Source organism: Caballeronia grimmiae, assembly GCF_000698555.1.
In the GTDB taxonomy this organism is placed as follows: domain Bacteria; phylum Pseudomonadota; class Gammaproteobacteria; order Burkholderiales; family Burkholderiaceae; genus Caballeronia; species Caballeronia grimmiae.
In genome coordinates, this window is the sequence record NZ_JFHE01000001.1 from 237,940 (window position 1) to 261,687 (window position 23,748).

At 63.9% G+C, this 23,748-nt stretch carries 27 protein-coding genes; 2 read left to right on the forward strand and 25 right to left on the reverse strand.

The window, feature by feature from the left end:
• Positions 1–2 precede the first annotated feature (2 nt).
• From acpS to BG57_RS01225, 21 genes are all read right to left on the reverse strand, one after another.
• Positions 3–407 (reverse strand): holo-ACP synthase, encoded by a 405-nt coding sequence (gene acpS, locus BG57_RS01125; RefSeq protein WP_035959581.1) that lies wholly within the window; start codon positions 405–407, stop codon positions 3–5.
• Between the two features lie 10 nt (positions 408–417).
• Positions 418–1,191 (reverse strand): pyridoxine 5'-phosphate synthase, encoded by a 774-nt coding sequence (pdxJ, locus tag BG57_RS01130; RefSeq protein WP_035959582.1) that lies wholly within the window; start codon positions 1,189–1,191, stop codon positions 418–420.
• Positions 1,188–2,081: a DNA repair protein RecO gene (gene recO / locus BG57_RS01135; protein WP_035959583.1), complete on the reverse strand. Its 894-nt coding sequence runs from the start codon at positions 2,079–2,081 to the stop codon at positions 1,188–1,190. Before recO ends, pdxJ begins: the two co-directional genes overlap by 4 nt.
• Positions 2,082–2,097: 16 nt before the next feature.
• The gene (gene era / locus BG57_RS01140; protein ID WP_052005547.1) at positions 2,098–2,997 is read right to left on the reverse strand and encodes a GTPase Era; all 900 of its coding nucleotides are present in this window, start codon (positions 2,995–2,997) and stop codon (positions 2,098–2,100) included.
• Positions 2,998–3,058: 61 nt separating this feature from the next.
• The gene (rnc, locus tag BG57_RS01145; RefSeq protein WP_075583073.1) at positions 3,059–4,123 is read right to left on the reverse strand and encodes a ribonuclease III; all 1,065 of its coding nucleotides are present in this window, start codon (positions 4,121–4,123) and stop codon (positions 3,059–3,061) included.
• Positions 4,124–4,264: 141 nt separating this feature from the next.
• Positions 4,265–5,158 carry a signal peptidase I gene (gene lepB / locus BG57_RS01150; protein ID WP_035959586.1) on the reverse strand — a complete coding sequence of 298 codons (894 nt, stop codon included), beginning with the start codon at positions 5,156–5,158 and terminating at the stop codon, positions 4,265–4,267.
• A gap of 60 nt (positions 5,159–5,218) precedes the next feature.
• Positions 5,219–7,009 carry a translation elongation factor 4 gene (gene lepA, locus BG57_RS01155; protein WP_035959587.1) on the reverse strand — a complete coding sequence of 597 codons (1,791 nt, stop codon included), beginning with the start codon at positions 7,007–7,009 and terminating at the stop codon, positions 5,219–5,221.
• A 123-nt stretch (positions 7,010–7,132) separates the two neighbouring features.
• Positions 7,133–7,390, reverse strand: coding sequence for a glutaredoxin family protein (locus tag BG57_RS01160; protein ID WP_277621546.1), 258 nt, complete (start codon positions 7,388–7,390; stop codon positions 7,133–7,135).
• 12 nt (positions 7,391–7,402) lie between these two features.
• Positions 7,403–8,947, reverse strand: a complete 1,545-nt coding sequence (locus tag BG57_RS01165; protein ID WP_035959589.1) for a DegQ family serine endoprotease — start codon at positions 8,945–8,947, stop codon at positions 7,403–7,405.
• Positions 8,948–8,969: 22 nt separating this feature from the next.
• Entirely contained in the window at positions 8,970–9,956 is a 987-nt protein-coding gene (locus tag BG57_RS01170; protein ID WP_052005548.1) for a MucB/RseB C-terminal domain-containing protein, read from the reverse strand.
• Between the two features lie 57 nt (positions 9,957–10,013).
• Entirely contained in the window at positions 10,014–10,652 is a 639-nt protein-coding gene (locus BG57_RS01175; protein ID WP_035959591.1) for a sigma-E factor negative regulatory protein, read from the reverse strand.
• An 84-nt stretch (positions 10,653–10,736) separates the two neighbouring features.
• Positions 10,737–11,336 (reverse strand): RNA polymerase sigma factor RpoE, encoded by a 600-nt coding sequence (gene rpoE / locus BG57_RS01180; RefSeq protein ID WP_035959593.1) that lies wholly within the window; start codon positions 11,334–11,336, stop codon positions 10,737–10,739.
• 95 nt (positions 11,337–11,431) lie between these two features.
• Positions 11,432–11,896, reverse strand: a complete 465-nt coding sequence (locus BG57_RS01185) for a protein YgfX (protein ID WP_052005549.1) — start codon at positions 11,894–11,896, stop codon at positions 11,432–11,434.
• Positions 11,897–11,927: 31 nt separating this feature from the next.
• Positions 11,928–13,166, reverse strand: a complete 1,239-nt coding sequence (gene fabF, locus BG57_RS01190) for a beta-ketoacyl-ACP synthase II (RefSeq protein WP_035959594.1) — start codon at positions 13,164–13,166, stop codon at positions 11,928–11,930.
• A gap of 146 nt (positions 13,167–13,312) precedes the next feature.
• Positions 13,313–13,552 (reverse strand): acyl carrier protein, encoded by a 240-nt coding sequence (acpP, locus tag BG57_RS01195; protein WP_004197638.1) that lies wholly within the window; start codon positions 13,550–13,552, stop codon positions 13,313–13,315.
• A 240-nt stretch (positions 13,553–13,792) separates the two neighbouring features.
• Entirely contained in the window at positions 13,793–14,533 is a 741-nt protein-coding gene (gene fabG / locus BG57_RS01200) for a 3-oxoacyl-ACP reductase FabG (protein ID WP_035959595.1), read from the reverse strand.
• A gap of 13 nt (positions 14,534–14,546) precedes the next feature.
• On the reverse strand, positions 14,547–15,479 hold the full coding sequence (gene fabD / locus BG57_RS01205) for an ACP S-malonyltransferase (protein ID WP_035959596.1): 933 nt from the start codon (positions 15,477–15,479) through the stop codon (positions 14,547–14,549).
• Between the two features lie 132 nt (positions 15,480–15,611).
• Positions 15,612–16,601: a beta-ketoacyl-ACP synthase III gene (locus BG57_RS01210; protein WP_035959597.1), complete on the reverse strand. Its 990-nt coding sequence runs from the start codon at positions 16,599–16,601 to the stop codon at positions 15,612–15,614.
• Positions 16,601–17,749, reverse strand: a complete 1,149-nt coding sequence (plsX, locus tag BG57_RS01215) for a phosphate acyltransferase PlsX (protein ID WP_035959598.1) — start codon at positions 17,747–17,749, stop codon at positions 16,601–16,603. Before plsX ends, BG57_RS01210 begins: the two co-directional genes overlap by 1 nt.
• Before the next feature lie 138 nt (positions 17,750–17,887).
• Positions 17,888–18,067, reverse strand: a complete 180-nt coding sequence (gene rpmF / locus BG57_RS01220) for a 50S ribosomal protein L32 (RefSeq protein ID WP_035959600.1) — start codon at positions 18,065–18,067, stop codon at positions 17,888–17,890.
• Positions 18,068–18,200: 133 nt separating this feature from the next.
• A complete protein-coding gene (locus BG57_RS01225) occupies positions 18,201–18,821 on the reverse strand; it encodes a DUF177 domain-containing protein (protein WP_035959601.1) in 621 nt (206 codons plus the stop codon).
• A gap of 364 nt (positions 18,822–19,185) precedes the next feature.
• Here BG57_RS01225 and BG57_RS01230 point away from each other — a divergent pair, with 364 nt between their 5' ends.
• Positions 19,186–19,821, forward strand: coding sequence for a Maf-like protein (locus BG57_RS01230; protein WP_052005550.1), 636 nt, complete (start codon positions 19,186–19,188; stop codon positions 19,819–19,821).
• Positions 19,818–20,537 carry an SAM-dependent methyltransferase gene (locus tag BG57_RS01235; protein ID WP_035959603.1) on the forward strand — a complete coding sequence of 240 codons (720 nt, stop codon included), beginning with the start codon at positions 19,818–19,820 and terminating at the stop codon, positions 20,535–20,537. The genes BG57_RS01230 and BG57_RS01235 overlap by 4 nt, the downstream gene beginning before the upstream one ends.
• Positions 20,538–20,541: 4 nt before the next feature.
• Here BG57_RS01235 and BG57_RS01240 read toward each other — a convergent pair whose 3' ends face one another.
• The 4 genes from BG57_RS01240 to rluC are packed head-to-tail and all read right to left on the reverse strand — an operon-like array spanning position 20,542 to position 23,605.
• Positions 20,542–21,510, reverse strand: coding sequence for a S49 family peptidase (locus BG57_RS01240; protein WP_035959604.1), 969 nt, complete (start codon positions 21,508–21,510; stop codon positions 20,542–20,544).
• Positions 21,511–21,557: 47 nt separating this feature from the next.
• Positions 21,558–21,953, reverse strand: a complete 396-nt coding sequence (locus BG57_RS01245; RefSeq protein ID WP_035959605.1) for a Rieske (2Fe-2S) protein — start codon at positions 21,951–21,953, stop codon at positions 21,558–21,560.
• Entirely contained in the window at positions 21,950–22,609 is a 660-nt protein-coding gene (locus tag BG57_RS01250; protein ID WP_035959606.1) for an HAD-IIIA family hydrolase, read from the reverse strand. The genes BG57_RS01245 and BG57_RS01250 overlap by 4 nt, the downstream gene beginning before the upstream one ends.
• Positions 22,610–23,605 (reverse strand): 23S rRNA pseudouridine(955/2504/2580) synthase RluC, encoded by a 996-nt coding sequence (gene rluC, locus BG57_RS01255; protein ID WP_035959608.1) that lies wholly within the window; start codon positions 23,603–23,605, stop codon positions 22,610–22,612.
• Positions 23,606–23,748 lie beyond the last annotated feature (143 nt).

The following is a 23,748-nucleotide window of genomic DNA, read 5'->3' on the forward strand; positions in this document are numbered from 1 at the left end:
TGTCACGCCTTGTCCGCGACTTCCGCGACGACGAAGGTCACCGCATAGTCACGCTCGTCGGTGACGGTAACTTGCGCGGTGATGCCGCGTTGCGCGAGCCATTCGGCCAGTTCGCCCGACGCCACGACGACCGGCTTGCCGCTGGGCTCGTTGAGCGTTTGCAGCGCGCGCCATGTCATCGGCCAGCGCATGCCGAGGCCGATCGCCTTCGAGAACGCTTCCTTGGCGGAAAAGCGCGTCGCGAGAAACGCGAGACCGCGCACTTCCGAGCGGGCGCGGCGTGCGTGATAGATGCGCAGTTCGTCGGGGCCGAGCACTTTCTCGGCGAAGCGCCCTTTCGTGCGCTCCATGACCGCCGCGACGCGGCTTACTTGCACGAGGTCCGTGCCGATTCCGTAGATCGCCATGATGCCGCGCTCAGCGTTTTGTTTGCGACGCGAGCCGCGATGCGACCATGATGGCCTTCATCTCGCGCACGGCGTTGTCCCAGCCGGCGAAGATCGCGTGCGCGACGATCGCATGGCCGATGTTCAGTTCGACGATGCCATCGAGCGCGGCGATCGGCTGCACGTTCGTATAGTGCAGTCCGTGGCCCGCGTTGACCTTCAGCCCGAGCGAATTGCCGAAATCGACGCTCTTCGCGACGCGCTCGAATTCGCGCTGCTGCGCGGCTTCGTCGTGGGCTTCCGCGTAGCGGCCCGTATGCAGTTCGATGACCGGCGCCTGCGCTTCCTTCGCCGCGCGAATCTGCGTCTCGTCGGGATCGATGAACAGCGACACGCGGATGCCCGCATCGGCCAACTGTTTGCACGCCACCTTTACCGATTCGAACTGCCCGGCGACGTCGAGGCCGCCTTCGGTCGTCAGCTCCTGGCGCTTCTCCGGCACGAGGCAGACATCGTGCGGCTTGATCTCGCACGCGATGTCGAGCATCTCGCGCGTCACCGCGCATTCGAGGTTCATCCGCGTCTTGAGGAGCGGTCGCAGCGTGCGGACATCGGCATCGACGATATGACGGCGATCCTCGCGCAGATGCAGCGTGATCGCGTCGGCGCCTGCTTCCTCGGCGGCGAGCGCGGCGCGAATCGGATCGGGATAAGACGTGCCGCGTGCATTGCGCAAGGTGGCGACGTGATCGATGTTCACGCCGAGATCGATCACGCTCGCGGGCGATGAGAGAAAGAAGCTCATAGATTTTGCAGGTCGATCAGAATCTGACGGGTGGCGAGCGGCGCGCCGCCCAGGTGATAGTTCAGCAGGAAGCGCATCAGCGTCTTGCTTTGCACGGCGGTCTGGGCGCTGCCGTAGTCGTCGCGCTCCATGTCGATCAGCGTCTGCCCGGCGATGACAGGCCATTGCGGAGGAAAATCGTCGGACGCTTCGCGCACGCCGCGTTCCGGATCGAACGTGTAGCGGCCTTCCGCGACCACACTCTCGCGCGTGACCGTGCGCGTGAGCGCCATCGCATAACCGGTTTCGCGCAGCAGCACGCGCTCGAACGAGCGCAGCACCTGCACCGCCGGTTCGCCATGCGCGAGGCGCGAGAGCGTCAGCACGTAATGATTGAAAAGCGCGGGATGCGCGTCCTCGCGGGCGCAGAACTTCACGAGCAGTTCGTTGACATAGAAGCCGCAGAGCAGCGCGTCGCCGGTCAAAGGCAGCATGCCGCCGACCCATTCCGCCGTGGTCAGCGTGCGGACTTCGCCCTTGCCCGTCCACGAGAGTCCGAGCGGCTGGAAGGTCTGCAGCACGCCGCGCAGCGCGGAGTGCGGACGCTTCGCGCCCTTCGCGACGAGCGCGATGCGCCCGTGATCGCGTGAAAAGACATCGATGACGAGACTCGTCTCGCGATAGGGATAGCTATGCAGCACGAAGCCCGGCTGTTCGTTGACGCGAAAGTCCGAGCGCGGCGCGGCGCGCGGCTTCGGCTTGTCTGCGCCGCCGGTGGCGGACGAAGGCGCGCGGCGGCGCTTCGCCACGGCCCGCGCGGGCCGCTCGGGTTGCGCGGTGGCGTCGAAGTCGTCGTCAGGACGACCGTCGGCCGGCGGAGTCATCCACGCGTCGCTGGTGCCGGCGTCCATGATTTCGGTCCATGCGTCATTCGTAACCGTATGCGCGCAAGCCTGCTTCGTTGTCCGCCCAGCCGCTCTTGACCTTGACGAAGGTTTCGAGATACACGGGGCCGTCGAAGAGCTTCTCCATGTCGAGCCGCGCCTCGGTGCTGATCTGCTTCAGTTTCGCGCCCTTCTGCCCGATGATCATCGCCTTGTGGCCGTCGCGGTCGACGAGAATCGTCGCGAACACGCGGCGCAGGCGGCCTTCGGTCTCGAATTTGTCGATGAGCACGGTGCTCGTGTACGGCAACTCGTCGCCGGTCCAGCGGAACACTTTCTCGCGCAGGATTTCGGCGGCGAGGAACCGCTCGCTGCGGTCGGTGAGGTCGTCTTCGCCGTAGATCGGCTCGCCTTCCGGCAGATACGGCTTGATTACCGACATCAGGCGCTTGATGTCCTCCGGATGCTTCGCCGCCAACGGCACGATCTCGCGAAACTCGCGCAACGCCGACATCTGCTGCATGAACGGAAAGAGTGAATCTTTATCGCCGACGCGGTCGAGCTTGTTCGCGATCAAGAGCGTGGGCGTGCCCGCCGGAATGAGGTCGAGCACCCGCTGATCGTCGGGGCCGAAGCGGCCGGCTTCGATGACGAAGAGAATCGCATCGACCGAACTCAGCGTCGACGTCACCGCGCGATTCAGCGAGCGGTTGAGCGCGCCGCTGTGGCGCGTCTGGAAGCCGGGGGTATCGACGAAGATGTACTGCGCGTCGTCGATCGTGTTGATGCCGGTGATGCGATGGCGCGTCGTCTGCGCCTTGCGCGAGGTGATGCTCACCTTCTGGCCGACGAGCGCGTTCATGAGCGTCGATTTGCCGACGTTGGGCCGGCCGACGATGGCGACCATGCCGCAGCGGAAACCGGGAGATGTGGGAGCGTTCATAGTGTGTGCAGCCTGGATTCGTTGGCGCGTCTAAGCGAGAGACGCAATGCGCGTGCGCGCGTCAGTGGCCGGCGTCGGCGGCGCGCACGACTCGGCTGGCCGGTGCGTCGGGACTCGTGCCGCTGTTCGTTTCGGACTCGTCCCGCTCCGTGGATGACTCTGCCGCTTCGCCCTTCGCCGCCTTCTCCGGACGATGAATCACGTGCCGTTCGGGCTTGTCGGCGGCGGCAAAGGCCCCCGCGGACGGTTCGACGTGTGTCGCGCGGATCACGGCGAGCGGCGCGGTCTCGTGCGATTCATCCGCCGCGTGGCTGCGATGACGATCCCGCTCGCGCCGGTCCGGCGAGCGTAAATCGAGCGCGGCCTGCACGCCGATTCCGTCCGGCATCATGTCGCCCTGGGCGAGCTTCGCCGCCCGCGCGCCCTTGCGCTTCGGCTTCACGCCGAGCGACGGCGCCGCGGCGGCCACTTCGTCGAGCGCCTTTTTCGCCGCGGCCTGTTCCGCCGCACGACGGCTCGCGCCCGAGCCCGACACTTTCACGTCGAGCTTCGGCACCGAGCACTCGACTTCGAACTGCTGGTTGTGGGCAGCGCCATGCGTCGCCACGACCGTGTATGTCGGGAGCGCGATCTTGTGCCCTTGCAGATATTCCTGCAGCAGCGTTTTTGCGTCCTTGCCGATGGTGCGCGGATCGATGTGATCGAGCACCGGCGTGTACAGCCGCTTGATGACGGTATGAGCGGCGTCGAAACCGCCATCGAGGAAGATGGCGCCGAAGATCGCTTCGAGGGTATCCGCGAGAATCGACGGGCGGCGAAAACCGCCGCTGCGCAATTCGCCTTCGCCGAGACGCAGCTCTTCCGAGACGTTCAGTGCCTGCGCGATTTCATAAAGCGATTGCTGCTTGACCAGATTCGCCCGGACGCGCGACAGATCGCCTTCGTCGAGCTTGCCGAAACGCTGGAACAAAAGGGCAGCCACCACGCAATTGAGAACGGAATCGCCGAGAAATTCGAGCCGTTCGTTGTGCGTGGCGCTGTGACTGCGGTGGGTCATCGCCTGGCGCAGCAATTCCGCATTGCGAAATTCGTACCGCAGCCGGCTTTCCAACGGAGAAGAGGGCATGGACAGAGTATAACGCGCCCGCCAAGGCGGCTGATTCCGCCCGGCGGGCCGGGAAAACGCGTGGCGAGACGGTGTTAGCCGCGCTTCTTCACGCCGTTTCGAAGCGCGCGCCGACGGTGTGACGGCAGCGCGCGCAGTGCATCACTGGAACGAGCCGATGCGCTTCAGGTTGCTGAAGTTCATCCAGATGAAGAACGCGCGTCCGACGATGTTCTTGTCCGGCACGAAGCCCCAGTAGCGGCTGTCGGCGCTGTTGTCGCGGTTGTCGCCCATCATGAAGTAATGGCCCGGCGGCACCTTGCACGTCACGCCTTGCGCGTTGTAGACGCAGTTGTCGCGGTACGGGAAATCGTCCGCGCCGACGACGAACGGCGGCACTTGCGGATTGTTGAGGATGGCATTCTTGCGGCCGTCCAGATCTTCGATGAACTGCTTCGCATAGCCGATGCGCTCGTCGTCGAAATAGTCCGGCAGCGGCGCTTCCGGCACGGGCTTGCCGTTGATCGTGAGCTGCTTGTTCTCGTATGCGACGGTATCGCCCGGCAGGCCGATCACGCGCTTGATATAGTCGACCGATTCGTCCTTCGGATAGCGGAACACCACTACGTCGCCGCGCGTGAGCGGCTTGCCCTCGGTCAGCTTGGTGTTGGTGATCGGCAGGCGCAGGCCGTATTCGTACTTGTTCACGAGGATGAAGTCGCCGACCAGCAGCGTCGGCACCATCGAGCCCGACGGAATCTTGAACGGCTCCACGATGAACGAACGCACCACGAACACCGCGAGAATCACCGGAAAGAAGCTCGCCGTGTATTCGAGCCACCACGGCTGGCGCAGCCGCTCGTCGCGCAGGCGGGCGCGCGTTTCGGCCGCGTTTTCATCGGCGAAGCGCTCGCCGACGCGTTCCTGCTGGCGGTCGAAGTCGGCCACTGCGACTTCCGCCGCGCGGCGGCGTCCCGGCAGAAAGACCAGCTTGTCGAGCACCCATGCAATACCCGTCACCAGGACGAGGATCAAGAGAATCAGTGCGAAATTCATCAAACGCTTCCGGTTGTTATCGTCGGTTGTTGTTGTTCTGCGCCTCGCGGCGCGCGGACATCATTCGTCCACGCGGAGGATCGCGAGGAAGGCTTCCTGCGGAATCTCGACCGATCCGACCTGCTTCATGCGCTTCTTGCCCGCCTTCTGCTTTTCGAGCAGCTTTTTCTTGCGGCTGATGTCGCCGCCGTAACACTTCGCGAGCACGTTCTTGCGCAACGCCTTGATGTTTTCACGAGCGATGATGTTCGAACCGATGGTCGCCTGAATCGCCACGTCGTACATCTGGCGCGGAATCAGCTCGCGCATCTTGGACGCGACTTCGCGGCCCCGATGCTGGCTTTGCGAACGGTGCACGATGACCGAAAGCGCATCGACCTTGTCGCCGTTGATGAGCATGTCGACTTTAACGACATCCGCCGCGCGATATTCCTTGAACTCGTAATCCATCGACGCATAGCCGCGCGACGTCGACTTCAGTCGATCGAAAAAATCGAGCACGATTTCCGCCATCGGGATTTCATAGGTGAGTTGCACCTGGCGGCCGTGATACTGCATGTTGATCTGCTGGCCGCGCTTGTTCGTACACAGCGTGATGACCGAGCCGACGTACTCCTGCGGCATGTACAGGTTCACCGTGACGATCGGTTCGCGCACTTCCTCGATCTTCGGCGGCTCCGGCATCTTCGCCGGATTCTCGACGGTGATCGTGGTGCCGTCGCGCTGCAGGACCTCGTAGATCACCGTTGGCGCCGTGGTGATGAGGTCCATGTCGAATTCGCGCTCGAGCCGCTCCTGCACGATTTCCATGTGCAGCAGGCCGAGGAAGCCGCAACGGAAGCCGAAGCCGAGCGCCTGCGAGACTTCCGGCTCGTATTGCAGCGAGGCGTCGTTCAGTTTCAGCTTTTCGAGCGATTCACGCAGCGCGTCGTACTGGTTCGCTTCGACCGGATAAAGGCCCGCAAACACCTGCGGCTTGACTTCCTTGAAGCCCGGCAACGCCTCTTGCGCCGGACGATTTGCGACCGTGACGGTATCGCCGACCTTCGCGGCCGTCAGTTCCTTGATGCCCGCGATCACGAAGCCCACCTGCCCCGCCGACAACTGCGAGAGGTTCGTGGACTTCGGTGCGAACACGCCGAGATGCTCGACCGGATACTGCGCGCCGGTCGCCATCATCTTGATCTTGTCTTTGGGCTTCAGCGTGCCGTTGACGATACGCACGAGCATCACGACGCCGACGTAATTGTCGAACCACGAGTCGATGATCAGCGCCTGCAGCGGCGCTTCCGTGTCGCCTTTGGGCGGCGGCACTTTCGCGATCAGCGATTCCAGCACGTCCTCGACGCCAAGCCCCGTTTTCGCGCTGCAATGCACGGCGTCGGTCGCGTCGATGCCGATCACGTCTTCGATTTCGGAGATCGCGTTGTCCGGGTTTGCAGCCGGCAGGTCGATCTTGTTCAGCACCGGCACGACTTCGACGCCGAGTTCGATCGCCGTGTAGCAATTGGCGACGGTCTGCGCTTCGACGCCCTGGCTGGCGTCGACGACGAGCAGCGCACCCTCGCACGCCGACAGCGAGCGGCTGACTTCGTAGGAGAAGTCGACGTGTCCGGGTGTGTCGATCAGATTGAGGTTGTAGACCTGGCCGTCGCGCGCCTTGTACGTCAATGCCGCCGTCTGCGCCTTGATCGTGATGCCGCGCTCGCGTTCCAGGTCCATCGAATCGAGCACCTGCGCTTCCATCTCACGATCGGAGAGCCCGCCGCACAACTGGATGATGCGGTCCGCGAGCGTCGACTTGCCGTGATCGATGTGCGCAATGATCGAGAAGTTACGAATATGATTCATTCAGTGCCGATCAAGCGAAAAAGGCGCGCCCTCACATACGCGGAGCACGCCTTGAAAATTTGGGGAAAACTTCTGCATTTTAGCCGAAAAGGGGGTGTACAGGCGTTTTCGGCGTCCGGCGGATCAACGGCCGCGTTTCTCTAAGGCCGCGTGGACGGCATTTTGGTCCAGCCGGTAATGGCACAACTCGACGCCGTCGAGCATCAGCACCGGCACGCGCTCGTTGTAACGCGCTTCGAGATCCGCATCTTCGTCGATGTCGATCCATTCGATCGCCACGCCGAAGCGCGCGGCGATCGGCTCGAGCGCCGCGCGCATGTCCTCGCACAGATGACACCAGGCGCGCCCGTACAGGACGAAAGGCGCGCCGCTCGCGTCAATCAACGCCGGACCTCACTTCTGCGACGGCGCGCGCGGGCGCAACGGCACGAACTGCGTGTTGTCGCCACGACGCACGAGAACCGCGACCATCTTGCTGGCATCGAGATTCTGCGCGATGGCTTCGAACTGCTTGGCGCTCGTGATGTCCGTATCGCCGATCCGCATAATGATGTCGCCCTTCTGGAAGCCAGCGCGCGCGGCCGGTCCTTCGACCGCATCGACCAGCACGCCGCTCGTCAGCTTCAGCGCCTTTTTCTGTTCGGCGGAGAGATCGCTCACGGCAAGTCCGAGCGAGTTGCTCGCACGTTCCTTGGGCTGCGGGGCGCGGCGCTGCTCGGCCTTCGCGACCTTGTCCGGCTGCATTTCGGCAATGGTGATCGGCAGATCGCGTGACTGACCCTTGCGCCAGATCGTGACGGTTGCCTTCGAGCCCGGCTTGCTTTCGCCGACCATGCGCGGCAGATCAGTCGCCGTCTCGACGTTCGTCCCGTTGAACTTCAGGATGATGTCGCCCGGCTGAATCCCCGCCTTGTCCGCCGGACCGCCCGACTCGACGCTGCTGACGAGAGCGCCCTGCGCCTTCGGCAAGCCGAGCGAATCGGCGACGTCCTTCGTCACTTCGCCGATCGCCACTGCGATCCGGCCGCGCACGACCTTGCCCGACGTCTTCAGTTGATCGGCGACGCGCATGGCTTCGTCGATCGGAATCGCGAACGAGATGCCCATGAAGCCGCCGGTGCGGCTATAAATCTGCGAGTTGATGCCGATGACTTCGCCCGCCATATTGATGAGCGGACCGCCCGAGTTGCCGGGGTTGACGGCGACATCGGTCTGGATGAACGGCAGGTAGTCGCCCGTGTCGCGCCCCTTCGCGCTGACGATGCCCGCGGTCACCGTGTTGTCGAGGCCGAACGGCGAGCCGATCGCAAGCACCCATTCGCCGACGCGCACCTTGTTCGAATCGCCAATGGTGATCGCCGGCAGGCTCGACGCGCTGATCTTGACCACCGCGACGTCCGTGCGCTCGTCGACGCCGACGAGACGCGCCTTGAACTCGCGCTTGTCGGTCAGCGTCACGTAGATGGTGTCGGCGTCGTCGACGACGTGCGCGTTCGTCATCACGTAGCCGTCCGTCGACAGGATGAATCCCGAGCCGACGCCGCTGCTCTGTTCCGAGTTGTCCTGGTTGTCATCGGGAGCGCTGCGGCTGCCGCCCTTGCCCTGATCGCCGCCGCCGCCGCCACCACCACCTCCTCCTCCGCCACCGCCGCGCGGCGAGCCCGGCTGACCGGGCATCGGAATGCCGAAGAAGCGTCGGAAGAACTCGGACATGTCGCCATCATCCAGACCGGGCGGCAGACCGCGCAGGTCGTTGGCGGTGCCGACGCGCGAGGTCGTGCGGATATTGACGACCGAAGGCCCGACTCGGTCGACGAGCACGGTGAAATCCGGCAGGTTCACCGCTGGCGCCGCCGCCGCTGCCGTATGCGAGAGGAGCGGCAGGCACACGGCGAGCGCCGCGGCCGCGATGAACTTGCGCAGCGAGTAGTAGCTCATAGGCTGGAGGCGAGGGATTCGATTACCGGGAAGGCTTGTATTCTATGGTAGAGGCAAATTGCTGCAACGTGCTTTGCGGCACTTCACCGAGCAAGGTAATCCAGAAATCCCCACGGCGCTTCACGAGCACATGCGTCGCGCCGCTGTTGCCCGCGCCTTCCTTGCGCGAACTTTTCTCGACCGGCTCGACGAACACGGAAATGGCGGCGAGGCCATCCGAGAATACGGCCTGATCGACGGGAATCGGCGCCTGGCCCTGCTGGCTCGACGCCATCGGCCGGCGCAACTCGCGAATCTTCCTGAAGCCGGGAATGTTCGGCTTCAGTTGCCAGCCCTGCGCTTCCATGTCGACCGGCTGCACGGGCGGCCGCACGATGGTCCAGCCCGCCGTGCTGCGCATGCCGTTCGCAATCGACGTCTTGTCGATCGCCCCGCCGATGCGCACTTGCGAGAACGAAAGCTGCTCCAGCACCTCGCCGTCCGGATCGAGCGTCTGGGCGCGCAGCAAAAGGCCGGTCTTGGCGTCCGCCCAGAGCTTGTAGGCGAAGCGGTACGCATCCTTCGGATCGAGCTCGATGACCTGGCTGTCGACGCCGGCCACGCGATCGTTACCGAGCAGCTTCGGCTCGTAGTAATTCAGCACCTGATCCCCGCTCGTCGCGAGCAGCGAGGGGAACGAGTCCCGGCTCTGCCGATGCTCCATCACGAGCAAATGCCGCTCGGGGACGAACGTGACCATGTCGTCGTCGTGGCGCAGCATGCGGCGCGGCGCGCCGTCGAGGCTTTCGAGCGATTCATATTCGCCGTCGCCGCGCGTCGCGACGTGCGTGATGCGCGACGACTGCACCGTCGTGCCGCGCTGATAGACGAACGTGCCCTCGTAGTTCTGCTGCTGGGCCGCGTCGTGGATGCGATTGAGCAGGCTGGCCGCGGTCTTGCGCTGTGCGGCGCCGGTGGTGTCGGCGAACGAACTCGATGCCGCCGACAACAATGCGGCTGCGCACAACATGAATGCCGGCAGCCGCCCCCAGGTTCTAGTTTTATTCAACCGCACACTTACCCTCGGTTATTGGCCCTGCGAAGTCGCGGCCGCACGAATCAGAGGCATCGAGCCGGGCATCGCAGGTTGCTGCGAGAACTGTTGATGCGCTTCGAGATATTGATCGAGACTCGCGTCGCGGATAATGTTTGCCTCCACGACGGGCGCGGCCGTGCTCACCGCCGGCACCGACGCCAGCGCGACGCGCTGCACTGGCTCCGTCTGCGCGACGCTCGCCACTTGCGCGACCGGCTGGGTGCCGACGCCCTGCAACTGCGGCACGACGATCCACGTCAGCGTCGCGGCAGCGGCGGCCACCGCGAAAGCCGGCACGACGCGCCGGCGCAGCATGCCGCCGCGCGCCTTCTGCGCCGCCGGAGCGAGCACGTGCGCTTCAGCTTCGAAACGCACGGAGAACGCCGACATGAACGCGCTGCTGCGCGCCGGGCTTTCGACGAGATCGTCGGAGCGCAGGGCATCGCCGATCAGGTGATAGTCCGACCACGACGCGCGGTCCTGGCTCGTCAGTCCCGCAAGGAACTGGCTGATGTTCTGAATTTCGTCGAGCGACTCACCGTCGACGAACGCCGACAAGCGCTCGCCGCGCGTGCCCGCCTGAGAATGTGACTGCGAATTTCCGTGCGCTTGCATCGAGACCGACCCCATGATGCTCCCCAATCCTGTGATACCACCCCGTAGTGACACCAACTAACCCAGATATCGCGTCCCTGTCCCGTGGTTTTTCGCCGCCTACCAGCGCTTGCCTTCGGGAGTGTCCAACAACGGACGCAATTTTGCCGCAATGGCTTCCCGAGCACGGAAAATTCTTGATCTGACGGTGCCGATCGGGCAATTCATCATCTCGGCGATTTCTTCGTAGCTCAACCCTTCGATTTCCCGGAGCGTGATGGCGGTGCGCAGTTCTTCCGGCAGCAGCGCCATCGCAGCATTGACCGTTTCGGCAATCTGCTTGCTCATCAACATCGACTCGGGCGTGTTGATATCCCTTAGTTGGTCGGCGTCGGAGAAAGTTTCCGCCTCTTCGGCATCTGCTTCGGTAGAAGTGGGAGCGCGGCGGCCCTGCGTGGCAAGGTAGTTCTTTGCCGTGTTGACGGCAATCCGGTACAGCCAGGTGTAGAACGCGGATTCGCCCCGAAATTGCGGCAGCGCGCGGTAAGCCTTGATGAAGGCGTCCTGGGCGACGTCCTCGACCTCGGCGGGGTCGCGCACGAGGCGAGAGATCAGTCGAATGATCTTGCGGTGGTATTTGGCGACCAGCAGTTCGAACGCGGCTTTGTCGCCCTTCTGCACGCGCTCGACCAGGACTTGGTCGATTTCTTTTTCGCTCACCTGGAAATCCGTTTGACTTGGGGGCTGTTCGCGGACGGCTATTGTAGCGTTACCGTCTTCGCGTTATCCCCGATGCTCATGCGCCGTTACAGTCGTTACAGGTATGCGCTCGCGGCGCGGCGGGCGCGCACTGCAAGCTGGCGGAAGGTGTCGGAATCGACGGCATCGGCGGCGACGAGCAGCGTGCGCGGCCTGTTTTTCCCCGACGACAAGGTCAGCGCCAGCAGCCGCCCGCCCCATTGCGCGCAGCCGATGATGGAAAAATACCGCGCACCGCCCGCGCGGCCCCAGACGGTCAGGCCGTCCGCGTGCAGCGCGATCGCCGCCGGCTGGCGACGCCGCCAGCGCGACGCTGCGACCCCAAGCAGCGCGGCCACGACGAGCGCCGCGACGGTGCCATCGAAAGCGCCGAAATGTCCCGCGATGCACTCGAAAACCGCCGCGCCTGCTATCGCGATGAACACAACGAGCGCGGCCAGTACGAAACGAGACGGCCGCACCGGGATGCGCGGCAGATTGCCTGCTTCCCGATGCGGCCGATGCTGCTGCGCGCCCGTCATCACGGTCCCCGATCCACCGAGCGCGTTGCGCTCAGTGACGCTTGAACACGAGCGAGCCGTTCGTGCCGCCGAAGCCGAACGAGTTCTTCACCGCGACATCGATCTTCATTTCCCGCGCGGTGTTCGCGCAGTAGTCCAGGTCGCATTGCGGGTCCTGGTTAAAGATGTTGATAGTCGGCGGCGAGATCTGGTTGTGGATGGCAAGCACCGTGAACACGGATTCCAGGCCGCCCGCGCCGCCCAGCAGGTGGCCGGTCATCGACTTGGTCGAGTTCACGACGGCGTTTTTCGCATGGTCGCCGAGGGCACGCTTGATGCCGATGGTTTCCGCGATGTCGCCGAGCGGCGTCGACGTGCCGTGCGCATTCACGTAGTTGACCTCGTCCGCGTTGACCTTCGCGTTCTTGAGCGCGTTGACCATCGCGCGGCGGCCGCCGTCTCCGTCCTCGGGCGGTGCCGTCATGTGGTACGCGTCGCCGCTCATGCCGTAGCCCAGCACTTCCGCGTAAATCTTCGCGCCGCGCGCTTTCGCGTGTTCGTACTCTTCGAGCACCATCACGCCTGCGCCTTCGCCGAGCACGAAGCCGTCGCGGTCCGTGTCCCAGGGGCGGCTGGCGGTGGCGGGATCGTCGTTGCGCTGCGAGAGCGCACGCGCCGCCGCGAAGCCGCCGATGCCGAGCGGCGACACCGTCGCTTCCGCACCGCCAGCGATCATCACGTCCGCGTCGCCGTATTCGATCAGACGCGACGCTTCGCCGATGCAGTGCAGGCCGGTCGTGCACGCCGTGACCATCGACAGGTTCGGGCCCTTGAGGCCGAAGCGAATCGACAGATGGCCGGAGATCATGTTGATGATCGACGCCGGCACGAAGAACGGCGAAATGCGGCGCGGGCCGCGATTGAGCAGCTCCGTCTGGGTGACTTCGATCATCGGCAGCCCGCCGATGCCCGAGCCGACCACGACGCCAACGCGCTCCGCGTTCTCGTCGGTGATCTCGAGACCGCTGTCCTGCATGGCCTGGACACCCGCCGCGAAGCCGTAATGGATAAAGGTATCCATGTGGCGCGCTTCTTTCGCGGGCATGTAGTCCTCGATGTTGAAGCCCTTCACCTCGCCCGCGAAACGGGTCGAGAAGTTCGTGGCATCGAACTTCGTGATATTGGCAATGCCGGACTTGCCCGCCACCAGATTGGCCCAGCCGTCGGCAACGGTATTGCCGACAGGCGAAACGAGCCCAAGGCCTGTAACAACAACTCGACGACGGCTCACGGTAACCCCTTATCCATAGAATGACAAAAAGCAAAAGCCACAGCGGCCACAGGAAACCGCCCTGTGTGCCCTGTGGCTGTTAAATCGGTTTTCGCAGCGACGGTGCTTCAAGCTTGAAAAGCGACGAGTCGCCGGCGCGTCCGGCCTTAGGCCTTGACGTTCGCGCGAGCGTAGTCGATCGCTTGCTGAACCGTGGTGATCTTTTCGGCCTCTTCATCGGGAATTTCCATGCCGAACTCGTCTTCCAGCGCCATCACCAGTTCAACGGTATCGAGCGAGTCAGCGCCCAGATCGTTCACGAACGATGCTTCGTTCTTGATTTCGGCTTCGGCCACGCCCAGTTGTTCCGCGACGATCTTCTTCACGCGCTGTTCGATGTTGTCCATGCAACCCTCCGAGGGAATAAAAGTTCAAAAATACGAGTGCGCGCATTTTATCAGGTTTGGTCCCGCAAAATACGGCGCTTCTGTTCCGTGCTCCGCCGCCTGCTGCGCTTCATCAAGGCGCTCGTGGCGGGTTGCATCGTTTGTTGCGGTCACGCTGTCGACCGTGCGCGCATGGCCGTCAGAGCATTTCGCGCGCCCGTCTGCCGCGCGGATATTAAGCGAATTTCGGCGAAATGCCTATTACATGTACATGCCGCCGTTCACGTGCAGCGTCGTGCCCGTGATGTAACCGGCGAAAGGCGACGCCAGGAAGGCCACCGCATGCGCGATATCGTCCGGGCTGCCGAGCCGGCCGAGCGGAATCTGTGCGGTCAGCGCGGTGCGCTGCTCTTCCGGCAGGACCTTCGTCATGTCCGTATCGATGAAGCCCGGCGCGATGCAGTTCACCGTGATGCCGCGGCTGCCGATCTCGCGTGCGAGCGCGCGCGTCATGCCCGCGACGCCGGCTTTCGCCGCCGCGTAGTTGGCCTGACCGGGATTGCCCGACGACCCGACCACCGACGTGATGTTGATGATGCGGCCGCCGCGCGCCTTCATCATCGGACGCAGCACGGCGCGCGACAGGCGGAACACGGCGCGCAGGTTCGTGTCGATGACGGCGTCGAATTCGTCGTCTTTCATGCGCATCGCGAGCTGATCTTTCGTGATGCCAGCGTTGTTCACCAGAACGTTGAGTCCGCCGAATTCCTTCACGGTTGCGTCGATGAACGCATCGGCGGCTGCGGCGTCGTTCACGTTCAGCACCGCGCCGCGGCCCTTGCCGCCCGCTTGCGCCAGCGCGTCGCTGATGCCCGCCGCGCCGCTTTCGCTCGTGGCCGTGCCGATCACCGTCGCACCCTGACGCGCCAGTTCCAGCGCGATCGCGCGTCCGATGCCACGCGATGCGCCGGTGACGATCGCTACCTGATTGTCCAAGTTCATGTCGTTCTCTCTCTTATCCAGCGATCAGTTTGCGCGTTTCCTCGAGCGAAACCGGATCGAAGATGGAGCCGCCGACCAGATTGCCGTCGATACGCTTCGTCAGCCCGGCGAGCACCTTGCCCGGTCCGCATTCGATGACGTGCGTGACGCCTTCGCGCGCCATCTCCTGAACGCATTCGACCCAGTGCACCGGACCGGCAGCCTGACGCACGAGCGCGTCCTTGATGGCGGCGGGATCGGAGACGATCGCGACATCGACGTTATTGATTAGCGGAATGGCCGGCGTCCTGATTTCGACCTTGGCGAGATACTCGCGCAACTGGTCGGACGCGGGCTTGAGCAGCGACGAATGGAACGGCGCGGACACGGGCAGCGGCAATGCACGCTTCGCGCCCTTCGCCTTCGCCACTTCGCACGCTTTCTCGACAGCGGCCTTCGAGCCGGCGATCACGACCTGCGCGGGCGCATTGAAATTGACCGCTTCGACCACGCCCGCCGACGAGGCTTCGGCGCACACCGCACGCACCGTGTCGTCGTCGAGACCGAGGATCGCCGCCATGCCGCCCTCGCCGACCGGCACCGCGTTCTGCATCGCCTGGGCGCGGAAGCGCACGAGCGGCACTGCATCGGCGAAAGCGAGCGCGCCCGCCGCCACCAGCGCCGTATATTCGCCGAGACTATGGCCCGCGACGAGCGCCGGCGTGAGGCCCGTTTCCGTCTGCCACACGCGATAGATCGCGTAGGCGGCGGTCAGCATGACGGGCTGCGTGTTGGTCGTGAGATTGAGTTCTTCCGCCGGGCCTTCGGCGATCAGCTTGCCCAGGTCCTGGCCAAGCGCGTCGGATGCCTGTTGAACGGTTTCGCGCACCACGGCGTGATCGGCGAATGCGTTGAGCATCCCGATCGATTGCGAGCCCTGGCCCGGAAAAACGAACGCGAATTTCATGTCGTCCTCGTTTGAATTGGAATGATCCCGTATGGCTACCCGGCTTGCGCACGGGCCGCGCGCTCGTGTGGCGCGCGGCGGCTGCCGTGAAGGGGATCAGTTACGAATGAGTAGAGGGGATTGCTGAACGAATCAATAGCGGAAGATCGACGCGCCCCACGTGAAGCCGCCGCCCACGCCTTCGATCAGCACGTTCTGTCCGCGCTTGATGCGGCCGTCGCGCACCGCGACGTCGAGCGCGAGCGGAATCGATGCCGCCGACGTATTGCCGTGCTCGCCGACCGTCACCACCATGCGCTCCTGCGGCAGATGCAGCTTGCGGCAAGTGCTTTGCATGATGCGGATATTGGCCTGATGAGGAATCAGCCAGTCGATGTCCTGCGGCGTCAGTTGCGCCTTCTGCAGCGCCTCGATGGCCACCTTCTCCAGCACGTTCACCGCGAGCTTGAACACCGCCTGGCCGTCCATGTGCAGGAACGCGCTGCCCGCGACCACGCCGCCGTTCACGTTGCCCGGCGTGCAGAGAATGTCCGCGTAACTGCCGTCCGCGTGCAACGCGCTTGCCAGCACGCCCGGCTCTTCCGACGCCTGCAGCACGACCGCACCCGCGCCGTCGCCGAACAGCACGCAGGTGGTGCGGTCCTTGAAATCGAGAATGCGCGAGAAGGTTTCCGCGCCGACGACCAGCGCCGTGCGATGCATCCCGCTGCGGATGAAGCTGTCAGCCGTCGCCATGCCGTACGCGAAGCCGGAGCAAACGGCCTGCACGTCGAACGCCGCGCCGTTGTTCTTGATGCCGAGCTTGTTCTGCAGCAGGCAGGCAGTGCTCGGAAACACGAAATCGGGCGTGGAGGTCGCGACGATGATCAGGTCGATCGACTGAGGATCGATGCCTGCGGCCTGAATCGCTTTCTGCGATGCGATGAGCGCGAGATCGCTCGTCGTCTGGTCGGGCGCCGCGAAATGACGCGCGTGGATGCCGGTGCGTGCGACGATCCATTCATCGCTGGTCTCGACACCTTGCGTCGCGAGACGGTCCGCCAATGCCTGATTCGTGATGCGCTCGGACGGCAGATAGCTGCCGGTGCCCAGCACGCGAGCGTAAAGATTGGAGTGAGCCATTATGCCTTCGTGGGTAGCGCGGTGCCGGACGTGTCCGGCGGGTTTGGCAGGGAGTTTGGCTGAGACGCCGCGGCGGCGCCCGCTGAATCGGCGGGGCTGGCGGCATGGGCAGCCGTTGTGCTCGCGCCGGCGTCGCGCGCGGGCTGAGCATTCTCTTCCATCGCGCGCACCAGGCGTTCGAGCACGCCATTTTTTACCGCATCATACCCGCGTTTGATCGCCCACTCAAAACCGTAGGCTTCCGCCGAACCGTGACTCTTGATGACGAGGCCGCGCAAGCCGAGCAGCGCCGCGCCGTTGTATTGCGCGGGATCGACGCGTTTTCTGAAACGCTTGAGCACCGGCATCGCGACGAGCGCCATCAGCTTGCTGGACAGCGAGCGCGTGAACTCTTCCTTGATCATGTCGGAGAGCATCTTCGCGAGACCTTCGGAGGTCTTCAGCGCGACATTGCCGACAAAACCATCGCATACGACGACATCCGTGGTGCCTTTATAGATGTCGTTGCCTTCCACGTTGCCGTAGAAGTTGAGCGTGCTCGCGCGCAGCAGTTCGCCGGCGCGCTTGATCGTCTCATTGCCCTTAATGACTTCTTCGCCGATATTGAGCAGCCCGATGGTCGGCCGCTCGCGCCCTTCGATCGCCGACACGAGTGCGTGCCCCATCTCCGCGAATTGCAGCAGATGCTCCGGCTCGCAATCGACGTTCGCGCCGAGATCGAGCACGGTGGTGTAGCCCTTCTGGCTCGGCATGGCAAACGCGATGGCCGGGCGCTCGATGCCCGACAGCGTCTTGAGCACGTAGCGCGATACGGCCATGAGCGCGCCGGTATTTCCGGCGGAGATGCAGGTCTGCGCCTCGCCGTCCTTCACGAGGTTCAACGCGACGCGCATCGATGAATCTTTCTTCTTGCGCAGCGCGACTTCGACGGGATCGTCCATGGCGACCACTTCCGTCGCGGAAACGACCGTCAGCCGCGGCTCGTCGACCGCCTTCGCTTTTTTCAGCTGGGCGCGGATTGCTTGCTCGATGCCGACGAGCATCAGATGCGCGTCGGGATGCGAGCGCACGAAATTGACGGCGGCGGGAACGGTCACGGCCGGACCGTGGTCGCCTCCCATGCAGTCAATGGTTATCTTTACGGTCATGGAAAGCGACGAATTTCAGGCACAAAAAAGCGGCAGTGAAATGCCGCCTTCTTGTCGTACCGGGAAAGTGTCAAAGCGTGCCAGGCGCGCACGGCCGAAGACCGGCAGCGCGCCTGCAGCAATGCGCAGAACGAACGCTTAGTCGTTCTTCGTCTTGACGACTTTCTTGCCACGATAGTAGCCGTTCGGGCTCACGTGGTGACGCAGATGCACTTCACCCGTGCTCGGCTCGACACCCAGCGGAGCCGACGGGAGGAAGTCGTGGGAACGATGCATGCCGCGCTTCGACGGCGACTTCTTGTTTTGCTGAACTGCCATGATTACTCCAGAAAAATTTTGCGAATTCTAACACAGGCCCAATTTCGCGTTCGCGAAGGAACTGCCGGGCCGTCTGGCCAACCGCCTGAAGCGGGAGGTCGCCGTGCGGCCATTGCCTGGCCACACCGCCACATCAATGCTTCTTGTCGTCTGGATCGCTCTTTTTGAGCTTCTCCAGCACGGCAAACGGATTCGGTTTCTCGACGTCGTTCTCGCCGCCCTCGGCCGCCTCGCCCTCTTCGCCGCCCGAGATCAAGCTCTCGTGGACTTTGGGACAGACGTTGTGCTTTGGCACGAGCGGCAACGACAACAACAACTCCTCTTCGATCAAGTCGACGAGATCGAACTGGCGCGAGCCCACGATCACTTCGACTTCATCGTCCTCGAGCGGATATTCGTCCGCTTCTTCTTCCGTCGCGACGATCCGATACGTCGCATCGACGTCGAGATGCTGCGAATACGGAGAAAGACAGCGCTGGCACATGAGCCACACCGAACCGTGCACCGCGAGGCGCACGTACGGCTGCGGCGCTTCCGTGCCGTCGTCCTGCAATTCCGGCTGGGTCGAACCCTCGCCCTGCCAGGTGAACACCGTGTCGCGATCTGGCGCATCCGCCGGGACTTCGGCTAACATGCGCGGCAATTGCGCAACGCGCAGCGCGCCCGCCGCCTGCCGTTTGTTCTCGGCAAACTCGTAAAGGTCGAGCGCGCGCAGATCGGCGGGGCTCGCAGGTTTGCCAGGATTCTGAGTCATGTGCGCTCCTGCTTATGCCGTTCGTTAATCTTGCGTGGGTTCGTACGTTTTCTGCGCGTCCGGTGAGCCGGACATGCCGTGGCGCTCAGTATGGCACCGTCCGCAGCCGGAAGGCAGGCCTGGCTTGCCCGGATAGGCAACGCGAGGCTCGCATGACTTTTCCGCTGTGCGCTTCCGGGCTGCTTGAACCTGCTTTGGCCTTCCCGGCACGCTTCATCGAGCGAGACTAACCGCCAGCCGATGAAAAGCCCAAAATCATATAGGCTTTGTTCTTTCGAGTCAAACACTTAAGGGTGCGCCACTGTTGCACCGGCGTCCCGCCGCTTTTTCTCCCATTCCCGCTGACTTCTTGCTGATTTCGCTCATGCCGGCTACCGATTCACCGCCCCTTTCACCGAAGCGTCCCGTGCGCCTCGTTCTCGCGTCCAGCTCGCCCTACCGGCGGGAGTTGCTCGAACGCCTTCGAGTCCCCTTCGACGTCATATCGCCCGATATCGACGAAACGCCGCTTCCCTGCGAAACGCCCGAGGCGACGGCCGTGCGGCTGTCCATCGCGAAGGCGCGTGCGGCGGCGGATCGCATCGGCGATACGCGCGACGCCATCGTGATCGGTTCCGATCAGGTGGCGACGTTCGACGGCCGCCAGATCGGCAAGCCCGGCACGCACGAGAACGCCGTCGCACAGCTTCAGGCGATGCGCGCACGCACCGTCGATTTTCACAGCGCGCTTTGCGTTTTCGACGCGCGCACGGGCGGCGTGCAATCGGCCGACACCGTGACGCGCGTGCGCTTTCGCGACTACACCGACGACGAGATCGAAGCCTATCTGCGGGCCGAAACGCCATACGACTGCGCGGGAAGCGCGAAATCGGAGGGACTGGGCATCGCGCTGCTCGATGCAATCGAGTCCGACGACCCGACCGCGCTCATCGGCTTGCCGCTCATCGCGCTGACGAAGATGCTGCGCGCCGCCGGTTTCTCACCGCTGGAGGCGGCATGAGCGGCGTCCTCTATTTGATCCCCAACACCCTGGGCGAAGGCGACGCCGACGCGCTCGCGCAAGTCTTGCCGGAGCCGGTGCGTGCGCGCGCCGCTGCGCTTGGCTATTACATCGGCGAGAACGCAAAGACAACGCGCGCCTTTCTGAAAAAAGTCGGCACCCAGCGGCCGATTCAGGAAATCGAAATCCGCGAGCTGAATGTGAACACGCCGCCCGCCGAAATCGACAAGCTGCTCGCGCCGGTTCTCGCAGGCGCGGACGCCGGCCTCGTCTCGGAGGCGGGCTGCCCCGCTGTCGCCGATCCCGGCGCGCTGCTCGTGCGGCGCGCGCATCAGCGTGGCGTGAAGGTTGTGCCGTTCGTCGGCCCGAGTTCGATTCTGCTCGCGCTGATGGCATCGGGCATGAACGGCCAGAGCTTCGCGTTCAACGGCTACTTGCCGGTCGATGCAAGCGAGCGCGGCAAGCGCCTGCGCGAGCTGGAGCAACTGTCGCGCAAGGCGAACCAGACGCAGATATTCATCGAGACGCCCTACCGCAATCGCGCGATGCTCGACACGCTGATTGCGACCTGCGCGCCGTCGACGCTGATATCCGTGGCGGTCGATCTGACGCTGCCGGGCGAAACCATCGTCACGCGCACCGCGGCGGACTGGAAGAAAGCCGCCGCGCCCGATCTGCACAAGCGCCCGGCGATCTTCCTGCTGCTGGCTTCGTAAAACCTCAGCGCAGTTGCAGTTTGCCGCCGAGCGTCAGCGCGCGCACGGCGGCATCGCCGACGGAAGCCCCGAAGCGTCGCACCACGCGCTCGCCGATGCTTTCCTTCTGCGTGTAATCGACGATATCCGGCTGCTTGATGACTTCCCGCGCGACGTAATTCGCGTCGCCGAAACCATCGGCGAGACCGAGTTCCACGCTCTTCTCGCCCGTCCAGAACATGCCGGAGAAGAGCTCCGGATCGTCCTTCAGACGCTTGCCGCGGCCCTGCTTCACGGCGTCGATGAACTGTTTGTGGATCGCGTTCAGCATGTCCTGCGCGTGCGCGGTCATCTGCGGCGTCTCGGGCGAGAACGGATCGAACGCGCCCTTGTTCGCGCCCGACGTATGCATGCGGCGCTCGACGCCCAGCTTGTCCATCAGGCCGGTGAAGCCGAAGCCGTCCATCAGCACGCCGATCGACCCGACGATGCTAGCGCGATCCACATAAATGCGATCCGCCGCCGCCGCGATGAAGTAACCGCCCGACGCGCACATGTCGTCGACGACGACGTAAAGCGGCGTCTTCGGATATTTCGCGCGCAGCCGCCCGATCTCGCGATTGACGATGCCCGCCTGCACCGGACTGCCGCCCGGGCTATTGATGCGCAGGATCACGCCGGCCGTGCCTTCGTCCTCGAACGCGCTTTCGAGCGCCGCGCCGATGTTGTCGGCGCTGGCGTCGCTGTTGGCGGAGATTTCGCCTTGCAGGTCGATCAGCGCCGTGTGCTTCGCTGTCTTCGACACGTGATCGCCGGTGAAATCGAACACGCCCCACGCGATGAACAGAACGACCGCGAGAAACACGAAGCGAAAAAAGATGCGCCAGCGACGCGCCGCACGCTGCTCGCGGATGGCGGCGAGCGCGATTCGCTCGAGCGCGTCGCGCTCCCAGTGGTCGTGGCCGCGCGGGTTGGGAGAAAGGTTATCGGACATGCGTGGTCTTCCGGGCGTGCAGCCGCGTCAAAAAAGAGAGAAGGAAATCAGGCGGGGCGAAGCGTGTCATCGGGCAGCCAGAAGACCGCGCGGCCTTCCGGCGTTTCGCGCTCTTCCACGCTCACGGGCCGAAGGCGCGCGCCGCGACACGGTCCGCCGACGCATTTGCCGCTGTCGGGCTCGTAGATGGCGCCGTGCGTCGCGCACATCAAGTATAGGCCCGAGCTTTCGAAGAACTGGCCCTCGTTCCAGTCCAGTTCCATCGGCACGTGCGCGCAACGATTGAGATAGCCGTACGGCTTGCCGTCGTAGCGCACGAAGAAGACCACGGCCTCGCCGCTCGCTTCCCTCGCCGCCACGCGCACGCCCGCGCCGCCATCGGCCAGTTCGTCCGATGCGCAGACGCGCACCGCTTCATGTCCAGGCTGCAGGGACTCGGTCATGCGTGCTCCCGCAGCCAGCCCGCCAGCGACGCGACGCTATCCGCGCAAAAACGCGGCTGCAACGCCGTGAGCGAATTCGCCGGGTGCGCGCCATACGCGACGCCCACGCCAGCCGCGCCCGCGTTGATCGCCATCTGCAGGTCGTGAGTCGTGTCGCCGATCATCACCGTGCGCGACAAGTCCTGCCCGAGTTCGCGCGTGAGTTCGTGGAGCATCGCGGGATGCGGCTTCGAGAAGGTTTCGTCGGCGCAGCGCGTGCCGTCGAACAGGCTCGTCAGCCGCGACTGATCCAGCGCGCGGTTCAGACCGACGCGGCTCTTGCCCGTTGCGACGGCGAGAAAATAGCCCTCGTCGCGCAATTCCTGCAGCAGTTCACGCACGCCCTTGAACAGCTCGGTTTGCTGGCCGGTCGTGAGGAAGTGAAAGCGGTAACGCTCGGCGAGACGCGGATAGTCCTTCGGGTCGAGCATCGGCGCGCAGATTTGCAGCGCGTCCTTGAGCCCGAGGCCGATGACATAGCTCGCGGACTCATCGGCAGGCACCGGCAGCCCCAGGTCGCGGCAGGCCGCCTGAATGCTGCGCGTGATGTGGACGGTCGAATCCATCAGCGTGCCGTCCCAGTCGAATACGATCAGATCGAATTGCTGCCGCGCCATTTATGTCTCTCGATTTTTGAGTTGTTCGATAAAGCGCCGGCACTCCGCCGGAAGCGGCGCCTCGAATTGCAGCGGCGCACCCGTCGCCGGATGCGTGATTTTCAGGCGATACGCGTGCAGAAACATGCGCTTGAGCGACGGATTCGCGCTCGGCCGCGCGAGTTCCTTGTTGAGCGGAAAGTCGCCGTATTTGGCGTCGCCCGCGATCGGCAGCCCGATGCTCGCCATGTGCACGCGAATCTGATGCGTGCGCCCGGTCTTGAGTTCGGCCTCGACCCACGCGTAATCGTCCCATCGCTCGATCAGGTTGAAGACCGTGTGCGACGGCAATCCGTTTTCCTGAACGCGCACGCGCCGCTCGCCGTCGGCCGCGACGTACTTGTGCAGCGGCGCCTTCACGATGCGCCGCCGTCCCCAGTCGCTCGGCCAGTCACCGTGCCCGAGCGCGTAATAACGCTTGTCCATGCGGTTTTCGCGAATCTGCTCATGCAGATTGACGAGCGCCGCGCGCTTTTTCGCGAGCATCAGCACGCCGGACGTTTCCCGGTCCAGCCGATGCACGAGTTCCAGAAACTTCGCGTGCGGCCGCGCATTCCGTAATTGTTCGATGACGCCGAACGCGACGCCGCTGCCGCCGTGCACCGCCACGCCCGACGGTTTGTCGATGACGATCATATGGTCGTCTTCGAAAAGAATCGGAAATTCGGCGGCCGGCGCATTGGACGACACCGGCGCTTCGTCGGCTTGGGCGACGCGGATCGGCGGCACGCGCACGAGATCGCCCAGTTCCAGGCGGTACGCGGCGTCGATGCGGCCTTTGTTCACGCGCACCTCGCCGCTGCGAAGAATGCGATAAATATGGCTTTTCGGGACGCCTTTGCAGACGCGTAAAAGGAAGTTATCGATGCGCTGACCGGCGGCGTTTTCGTCGATTTCGATCATCGACACCTGCTCACTTGCGACCGGTTTATGGGATTTTTTGCCTAACTCATTCATTCTGAATATAATTTGCGAGCAGCCTGAAACGGGCGCGGTAGACGAATACCGCAATCGAGATTGTTCAGACTGTTCCGGTGCAAGCAATAAATCATTATTTTACTTGTGCCCAGGGTCGGTTGCTCGCCCGGAAAATAGAGCGA